This window comes from Vibrio sp. S234-5, from assembly GCF_000960595.1.
GTDB lineage: Bacteria > Pseudomonadota > Gammaproteobacteria > Enterobacterales > Vibrionaceae > Vibrio.
In genome coordinates this window covers 41,873-51,490 of the sequence record NZ_JZAM01000178.1, presented here as the reverse complement: position 1 = coordinate 51,490, position 9,618 = coordinate 41,873, and the positions used below count along the sequence as shown (strand labels likewise).

The 9,618-nt window shown below is 50.0% G+C and carries 4 protein-coding genes and 1 pseudogene; 3 read left to right on the top strand and 2 right to left on the bottom strand.

Annotation, left to right across the window (positions count from 1 at the left end; all coding sequences use genetic code 11):
- Positions 1-260: pseudogene (locus UF06_RS08310) on the bottom strand (hypothetical protein); the annotation flags it as partial.
- Between the two features lie 526 nt (positions 261-786).
- On the opposite strand from UF06_RS08310, the gene fes reads away from it, so the two are divergent.
- The 3 genes from fes to pulA all read left to right on the top strand — a co-directional run bounded on the left by fes (position 787) and on the right by pulA (position 8,406).
- A complete protein-coding gene (gene fes / locus UF06_RS08305; protein ID WP_052702536.1) occupies positions 787-2,367 on the top strand; it encodes an enterochelin esterase in 1,581 nt (526 codons plus the stop codon).
- 8 nt (positions 2,368-2,375) lie between these two features.
- The gene (locus UF06_RS08300; RefSeq protein WP_052702535.1) at positions 2,376-4,328 is read left to right on the top strand and encodes a TonB-dependent receptor; all 1,953 of its coding nucleotides are present in this window, start codon (positions 2,376-2,378) and stop codon (positions 4,326-4,328) included.
- 469 nt (positions 4,329-4,797) lie between these two features.
- Positions 4,798-8,406: a pullulanase-type alpha-1,6-glucosidase gene (pulA, locus tag UF06_RS08295; RefSeq protein WP_045570026.1), complete on the top strand. Its 3,609-nt coding sequence runs from the start codon at positions 4,798-4,800 to the stop codon at positions 8,404-8,406.
- A gap of 113 nt (positions 8,407-8,519) precedes the next feature.
- Here the strand turns inward: pulA and UF06_RS08290 are convergent, their stop codons facing one another.
- Positions 8,520-9,446, bottom strand: a complete 927-nt coding sequence (locus tag UF06_RS08290; RefSeq protein ID WP_045570025.1) for a DUF368 domain-containing protein — start codon at positions 9,444-9,446, stop codon at positions 8,520-8,522.
- Positions 9,447-9,618 lie beyond the last annotated feature (172 nt).

Here is a 9,618-nt window from a genome sequence, read left to right as displayed (position 1 = left end):
CTCTTCCGTTTCCAAAAACCGTCAAGGCTTTCGGCCTTCTTTCCTTTCTCTGTATAAATGACGGCACTTGTCTTCATATCAATCACAACCGTCATGAAGCCACTTTTTGAGCCACAGTAAATCTCATCAATTCCAATGTGAGTGACGTTTTTAAGACAAGGTTGAGAGTATCGCTTTTGCAGGTAATGCTTCTGAATATCTTTCACTGTATCCCAACAGACACCACATAGCTTGGCAATGGCATTGATGGTGACGTTCAATGCTGACAGCGAGAGAACATACTGTTCAAAGCCCTTTGTGTAACGCACTTTGGGACGAGGAACAAAGTTAAGCGGCAAATACCCGAGTGTATTACAAGCTCGGCATTCAATCCGCTGGTTTGCTATCTGGATGTAACAGGGGCTAGTGCCGATTGGCGTAGCGATAAAACGGCGAACCTTACCTCCTTTTTTTTATGACATCACGACTACGACATGATGGACATTTAATATGAGGATTGTGTGCTACGTGAAAGATGGTCGCGTCACCATCAAACTCTGTAGAGCAATAATGGAAAGGGCCGCGTATTCCAAAGCGATGGTAAAGAAGTGAAGTTGACATTAACTGGCTATTTTTGGCGATATGGTATCAGAAAAGCCATTCAGGTATCGATTTTCCGGATGAACCCCTATAGCAGAGTCGCGAATAAAACCAATCGAAAACATCACTTTACCTAATGAACCAAATCAGTATAATGCGCCAAAATACAAATGATAATTGTTATTATTTGCATCAAGGAGAGTCGTTGTGTTGTCCCCGGTATTTCTGCTAGCGCTTTCAGCCACGTCACCTTTGCCCCAAACTTGGCAGCAAGAGTTTGACATCGAGCAAACCACGCACCAGCCTGTGCTCACTGAGTCGCAAACCTATTTTCGCGGCACACTCACCAGTGATGCGCCACTACAGTCTGCCTCGATTGTCGATCAGCAAGGCCAAGTGGTGAAACAACTGCTCAGCGCTGGGCAGAAAGAAGCAGAGATCTTCTGGCTGGCGGATAAGGCAGGGCGCTATCAGATAGAGATCCAGCCGTTTGCGCAGCAAAATGCTCACATTTCGCTTAATTTGAACAAGTTGGCCCTAAAGTCTGATCAACGTGTATTACCACAACATCCGTTGCTCAGCTCGTTGCTTCAGAAGACGCACGATGCGATTGTGGCCAGCAACGCCGATGCTGAGTCGCGCTTCTGGCAGCGAATAGAACAAGCAGGGACACCCCTGATCGAGCCGATTGATGATGAGCAAATGCTCCTCACATTTCTTTGGCGCGGTGAAGCAGACAACGTTCGTTTGCTCGGCAGCCCGTACGATGGCCATGTGCACTTAGCCCGTTTAGCCAATAGCACTATCTGGTACAAAAGCTATGTGGTGCCAGCACAAACCCGCCTTTCTTATCGTTTAGCGCCCAATGTGCCACAAATTGTGAGTGACGAATCTCAAGATGCGTGGCGCGAGCAGCGCCGCGCGGTGCTTGCAACAGCAGGGCCCGATCCTCTTAATCACAACGCGCCTTTTGCGCAAGACGATACGCTGTTTTCTACTGCTTCCACCGTGACGTTACCGAAAGCGCTGAGCGATGAGATAACCCGGCCACAGGGCAACCTAACTGGCCAAGTGACGACGTTTAGCTACGACAGTGCGATGCTGAATAATCGCCGCACCATCCACCTCTATCAACCCCACGCCCGCTATGCGGTGACGCCAGCCTCACCGCTGCTTATTTTGTTCGATGGGGATGCTTATCTGGGGCGCGCCTCTGTACCGACCATGTTGGACAACTTAATTGCGCAGAAAAAAATACCGCCACTGCGAGCGGTGTTTATCAATAACCCGCTTCCCAGCTTACGTGCTCAAGAGCTGACTCCCAACGATCGCTTTGCCGATTTCATGGCCAACGAGTTCAAGCCGTGGTTGTGTCAGGTGCATGGCATTTGCCCCAAGGCGGAAGAGACCATTCTTTCAGGCTCAAGCTTCGGTGGCTTGGCCTCAATGGCGATTGCTTTTCGCCGCCCCGATGCCTTTGGCAAAGTGCTCAGTCAATCAGGTTCGTTTTGGTGGGGAGAAAGCCCGCACAGCAGCGAGTGGTTGACGCAGCAGTTCGCGCTTAGCGAGCGCAAAGATATCGACATTTACATGAACGCGGGCGTGTTCGAAGTCAGCCCGGATTCGGCAAACATACTGAAAACCAACCAAAAGCTGCACAAAGTGCTGAAAGAGAAAGGTTACTCCGTGGTCTTTGAACAGGTAGCCGGTGGCCATGACTACTTCAGTTGGCGCGTCATGTTGGCACAAGGTTTAGCCCAGTTTTTTAACCAGGATAAAAAGGAATGAAAAAGAGAATGAAAAAATCAGCACTCAGTTACGCAATTACGTTGGCGGTTTTCTCCCTCCCTGTTTTGGCGGATACAACGCATAGTTCTGACGTGGATGTTATGGTGGTGACCGCGACCACCAACCAAACCTCGTTGCGCGAAGCGCCAGCGACCATTAGCGTGATCACCAGTGAGGATCTCAACCGCAAGCCAGTGAATGATGTGGCCAGCGCACTCGAAAGTGTCCCCGGTGTGCATGTGGTGCGCAGTTCTGGTAGCGAGCCGAATATCATTATTCGTGGTTTGAAGAACAACAATACCGCACGGGACAACTTTACCTTGTTGCTGGTCAATGGCCGTCGTATCAATTCCAGTGAGACGATGGTACGCGGTGCCGGTTTTGATTTCTCCAGCATTCCGATTAGCGCCATTGATCGCATTGAAGTGATCCGCGGGCCGATGTCGTCGCTTTATGGCAGTGATGCGCTCGGCGGAGTAGTGAACGTTATCCTCAAACAGCCAACGGAAGAGACGCGTGTTAACGCCAGCCTCTCTTATTCGCACCCCGAAGAGGGGGATGGCGCTATGACCAAAGGCAACGTTTGGGTCAGTGGTAGCGCACGACCTGACAAACTGCTTTACTCTGTGGCAGCAGAAGTGAGCCAGCAAGATGCTTGGTTCCCTGACGATGTGCATGCTGGGAATAACTTCTCCGGCAACGCAGAGCAGGAACGTAAAGGTATCCAAGCGGCATTGACTTGGCTTGTAAATGAAAATAACAAAATCCTATGGGACATCAGCTATCTGGAAGATAAGCGTACCTATCCCGACACCGATAGAAACAGTTCGTCGGATGATGACATCACCAACGGTAAAAAGTACACCACCTCGTTGGGCCATCAAGGAGAGTGGAGTTGGGGTAATGACAACATCAACTATTTGTACGAAAACTCGAAAATCCATGATGACAACACGCACCCTCTGTTAGAGGTTGCCAATGCGAAACAGCAAAACCACTCACTGGATGCTAAGTTTGGCATCACGGCCATCGATGGACAATTGATTACCACTGGCTTTGATGTTCTTTACACCTCAATCGACATCGACCGAGATTACAATGACAGCCAATCGCTGACGCAAAGTGCGCTGTTCTTGCAAGATCAGATCACTTTGAGTGATACCTTGTCAGCAACGCTGAGTGGCCGCTTAACCCACAACAACAATTTTGGCAGTGATTTCACCCCAAGAGCGTACTTGGTGTATACCCCAAGCGATCGTTTGACCCTCAAAGGGGGCTATGCGGAAGGTTTTAAAACGCCTTCTATTTACCAATCATCGAAAGATTTCACTCTGGTCAGTTGTGGCGGTGCTTGCTACCTGACGGGCAATCCCGACCTCAAGCCGGAGAGCTCAAAAACTGTTGAGTTCACCTCTAGTTACCGTGGTGATAGCTGGTTTGTTCAGGGCACTGTGTTTGCAAACCAGATTGAAAATATGATTGACCGAGACACCTCAACACGTGCGACAGGCTTTATTACCTACCAGAACATTGAAGACGATGTTGAGTCGAAAGGTTTAGAGCTGGAAGGCGATCTGGATATCAGCGATACCCTCTATCTCAACGCGAATGCCACATACACCAAAACCGAAGTGAAAGCGACGGGGTTGGATTTGGAAAACGTACCGTCATGGTTGGCGAGCGTTACGCTGAACTGGGACGCAAGCGCGGATCTCACTCTGTTTGCTTCAGCTAACTACACGGGGAAACAGTTGGGCTACAGTTATAGCCTCGGTGAGAACATCTGGTTTGACCCGTATGTGATCGCCAACCTTGGTGCCAGCTATCGCATCAACCATGATTGGACGGTAAAAGCAGGCATCACCAACTTCCTAGACAAAAATCTTCAAGCGGAAAGCCAAGATTATCAAGAAAGTGAGATTGGCCGCTCTTACTACATCACCGTCGATATGGCGCTGTAATAACAAGCCTTAGCCTTCCCCAGACACTGGTTTGGGGAGGGCTTGATAACCTGTGCCGTTCTTCCTCAAGAAACTCCTCTTTTACTCTCCGTTTTTCTCTTTATCTGGTTTGTTTTTCATTTGGGTGCGGAATGCGCTTTTTCCTTGAGTAACAGGAAAGGTTATTTTTATACAGAAATTAACATCAATGAAATATGTGATTTAACCCGCACTGGGTGAGAGTGGCGAAATTTCATGCAGAATGGCATCCTCCGTACCTAGCTCACAAAAGCGCCTTTTCCTCCCCCTTTCTACGCCCTAAAAATGTGCAGTATTTCACGACCTCTCCTTCTACTTTCCGTGATCCCGATACCCGCATTGCATTAATTATTAACGACAAAAATCTTTACTGAGTTTTCTCACATTTTGCTGGCAAACGAAATTCTTAGCATAACTGGGCTTTTTATAATTACGCATATGGATATAGAACGTGAACATACAACCTTTTAATTTATCAATGGTGGCGAAAGCCATTTTACCTCTGTTGGCCACATCGATCGTTGCTGGCTGTAACTCTTCAAACAGCGACAGCAGCACCCCGCAACAACCGGAACCCAGCAAAACGGCGCGTGTTTACTATAAAGCGAATAGTGCAGTGGCAGCGGCCGATACCTCTGCTTACGACAAAGCTTCGCTGTATGTATGGAACAATGACAACTGCAATAGCTACGCCGAAACCGATCCCAATGCCAACGACTGGGGAACAGGCATAGCGCCAAAAGGGGTAGACGACAAGCTCGGTGCTTACTGGGATCTCGACGTCCGTGAAGATGCAACCCAGTGTATCAATTTTATTCCGCGCATTGATGGCAACAAACCGCTGGGCGATTTCGATGCCAAGCTCGATCTGACGCAAACAGGCAAAAACAACGCGGTGTTTACCCAAGAAGGCGTCAAGGCGGTTTATCCTGAGCTGATCCCGACCTCTGACATTCCTGCAAACACGGCGCGCGTTTACATGAACACGCCAGATGGCGACCAAAGTGCGTTCCGCTTGCATGTGTGGAATGACGACACGTGTAAAAACTATGGCTCAACCAATACCAGTTGGCCTGGCATTGAGCCGACGGGCGTGAGTGAGGTGTATGGCCCGTATTGGGACTTGCCTGTCACCGGTACCGACAGCTGTCTCAATATCATTCCAAACAACAAATCGAATGGCGATTACCAAACCGCGAACTTGAAGTTTGAGTTTGATAAAACCACGGTGATTGGCAATGTGGCGTTTGTTTTCAAAGGCACCGATAAGGTTTACTACACCGCTTTGGCGCAAAAACCAGTGGCACAAGTGGAACTGGCGGGCGCGAGCGCGATTTTTGCCGATGATAAAGTCATCCTAGTCAATGCCAAAGACGCAACCAGCGTCACGCTCTACTATTCACAAAGCGGCGAACTCGCGTTTGACAGCGCGACTAAAAAAGTCACTGGCGCCACCAAACAGGTGACGTCGAGCAAAGTGGCAAGCGGCGATTGGGCCAGCGCTAAACCCCATTTGAAAAATGATTTTATCGGTTTTGAGATGGACTTTAGCGGCGAAGGTCTCGCGCTGAAAGATCTGTTGAAAGGTCAGCTAATGGTGGTGGCTAGCGACGCGACAGGCGTTATCAAGGCGACCGAAGTGCAGCCAGCCAGCGCACTGGACGCATTATACGCGGATAGCGCGACCAAGCTAAGCTATGGCGCGATCATCAACCAAGACAGCAGCACCACGTTCCGTTTGTGGGCACCGACCGCGCAAAGCGTCAAACTGATCCCTTACAGCGCAGATAAACAGGCACAAAGCGCAATTGCAATGAGCTTTGACGCCAGTAGCGGTGCTTGGGTAGCAGAAAACACAGCGTTAAAACACGGTGATTTCTACCGCTACGAAGTGACGGTTTACCACCCTGCAACCGACGAAGTGGAAACCTATCAAGTGACCGACCCGTATTCATTGAGCTTGTCGATGAACTCGGAATACAGCCAAGTGGTGGATCTGGAAAATGCCGAGCTGAAACCGTCGGGTTGGGATGCGCTTGCCGCGCCGCACGCGCAAGATAACCCAGCCAGCTTTGTCTTGTACGAAGCGCACATTCGTGATTTCTCTGCGCTAGACAGTTCAACCATTGAAGCGAACCGTGGCAAATACAAAGCCTTTACTCAAAGTGGTAGCGCGCCTGTTGAGCATTTGAAGAATCTGGCGAAATCGGGTGTTACTCATTTGCATCTGTTGCCTACCTTTGACATCGCGACCATCAACGAAGATCCAAGCAAAGTGGCCGATATCAACGCTAAGTTCGCCAAATTGTGTGAACTCGACGCTAGCGTGAAAGATGACAAAGACTTTGGCGGCTACTGCGCCGGAGATGAAACCATCGCCGCGGTGTTTGACACTCTGTCAAAGGCCGACAGCAAAGACAATGCGGTGGTTCAGCGCCTCAACAGCCATGTTCGTAATGTTGACTCATTCAACTGGGGTTACGATCCATACCACTACACGGTGCCAGAAGGCTCTTACTCCTCTGACGCCGAGGGCATGACGCGCATCAAAGAGTTCCGTGAGATGGTGATGGCGGTGAAACAGGATGTCGGTATGAACGTCGTGATGGATGTGGTGTACAACCACACCAACGAATCGGGCGTCTCTTCCAAGTCGGTTCTCGATCGCATTGTGCCTTGGTATTACCAGCGCTTGAACGAATTCTCTGGCGCGGTGGAGCAATCCACCTGCTGCTCAAACACCGCTCCTGAGAACAAAATGTTCGGCAAATTGATCGACGATTCGATCGCCACTTGGGTGAAAGAGTACAAGATTGATGCCTTCCGCTGGGATTTGATGGGACATCACCCACTGGCGCAAATGCAGCAAACCCTCGCGGCGGCGCAAGCGGTCGATCCACACGTTTACTTCTACGGTGAAGGGTGGAACTTTGGTGAAGTAGGCAATGATCGCATGTTCAAGCAAGCGACACAGCCGAACTTAGGCGGCACGGGCATCGGCTCTTTCTCTGACCGTCTGCGCGACGCCGTTCGCGGTGGAGGCCCATTTGATGGTGAAGCGACCCTGTGTTCGAACCAAGGTTTTGGTAACGGTATTTACGTACAAGTGAATGACAAAAATACTCAAACCGCAGAGCTGAAGAAAACCGCGCTGCACTTGGCGGATCTCACTCGCCTTGGTATGGCGGGCAACCTGAAAGAATTCCCATTTACCGACAGCACAGGCAAAGCGATTACAGGTGGTGAGCTGGACTACAACGGCCAACCGGCTGGTTATGCGCAAGATGCGTGGGAAATTCAAAACTACGTCTCTAAGCATGACAACCAAACATTGTGGGACAACAACCAGTACAAGATTGCGTACGACGTGACGTCTGCTGATCGTACTCGCATGCAGGCGGTCAGCCTGTCAACGGCGGTGCTGGGACAGGGGATTCCGTTTATCCACATGGGCAGTGAGCTGCTTCGTTCTAAATCGATGCAGCGCGACTCGTACGATTCGGGTGACTGGTACAACCGTGTTGATTTCACCAAACAAGACAACAACTGGAATGTTGGCTTGCCACGTGAAGATAAAGATGGCAGCAACTGGGGCATCATTAGCGATGTCATCACAGGTTCGAGTGATCGCGCCATGCCAACCGCAACAGACATCGGCAACATGGACAAGTTCTTCAATGAACTGGCGGCGCTGCGTGCATCCTCTGGCTTGTTGACCTTAGGCAAAGGCAGCGAAATCATCAAACGAGTTAAGTTCCACAACACTGGCGCGGATCAAACCCCGGGTCTGATTGTGATGAGCGTGGATAACAGCGGTGAGCTGTACGACGCGAAAGTGGATGCAACTCGTGATGGCTTAGTGGTGGTGGTGAACGCTTCACCAAGCGCATTGAGCAGCTTCGCTCACTTTGATGCGACAGGTTACAGCCTGCATGCCATTCAAGCTGCCGCTGGCAATGATTCTTTGGCGAAAAACCAAGATCAAGTGGCGTCAGTGACCGAGGGCAAACTCTCTGTGCCTGCGTGGTCTGTGGCGGTGTTTGAGAAGCTGCGTAACTAACGCTTCACTCATTCTATCGGCCTAAAAACAAACCCCACCAAAATCGGTGGGGTTTGTCTATTCAAACAGGGCAACTTCTGACTTTGACATAGCGCCAAAGCGTGCGCGAAATGTTAATGCGTTTTTTGATTGGCTTCGGCAAACTTCTCCAGCCCCAGTACCAAGACAAACGCCAGCAAGGCCATGATGATGGCCAAGCCTAACTGCGAAGGTTGCGAGGTCAGACTTTCAAACTCGAATGGAGAGAGATTATGTTGCACCAGAGGCACTTGCTCACCTTTGGAGTTGAGGCGCCAACTGATGGTCTCTTTCCATGGCCAAATTTTCGGTAGTGTGCCGATCATCAATCCGGTGAGAAACATCAAGGTGAAATCGCGAAAGCGGCGTAACAGCCAAGAGAGCACATGAGAAAACGTCAGCAAGCCCGCGACACATCCGGCGAGAAACAGTCCGAGAATATCAAGCTGCACGTTTTTGACCGCGCCGAGCACAGGCGCGTACATGCCGATCAGCAGCAAAATAAAGCTGCCAGAAATGCCCGGTAAGATCATTGCGCAGATGGCAATCGCGCCTGCTAACAGGACATTGAGCGACGTCGGTTCAAGATGCAGTGGTTTGAGCACCGTGATGCTGTAGGCGAAAACGATGCCGAGTAGCAGCAGAGCAAAACGCGTCACATCTTTGCGTTCAACTTGTCTGAGAATGTGGTACACGGAAACGAGGATCAGGCCAAAAAAGAACGACCAAATCGGGATCGGGTGATTGGCCAGCATCCAAGTAATTAGCTTAGCCAGCGTGGCGATACTGGTGAGTACGCCGCCGAACAGCGCAATGAGGAAAAAACCGTTGATGTGCTGAAAAGCGGCTGTAAAGCCTTGGGCTTTCCATAAACGAAAAATGCTCGGGTTAATGCGGCGAATACTTTCAAGTAGGGTGTCGTAAATACCAGTGATAAAAGCGATGGTACCCCCAGAAACGCCCGGGACCACATCGGCGGCGCCCATGGCCAGCCCTTTGAGAAACGTGGATAAATAATTCATGGCTCATAAACCGTCAGAAAACAGAGTGGAGGAGTATAACCAGATTCAAGGTAAAAAAGTATGCAATCACTTTGAATCGTGCCGCCGCGATCTTCTGATGCAATGGAAGTGGCAAATGTTGGGTGAAAATTAATCACCTCAATAAGAATATGGCTATTTGCGTAGGAGGTTG

Coding starts and splice junctions, on each gene's coding strand:
- UF06_RS08300 (WP_052702535.1), top strand. CDS start 2,376: ATGAAAAAATCAGCACTCAGTTACGCAATTACGTTGGCGGTTTTCTCC.
- UF06_RS08290 (WP_045570025.1), bottom strand. CDS start 9,446: ATGAATTATTTATCCACGTTTCTCAAAGGGCTGGCCATGGGCGCCGCC.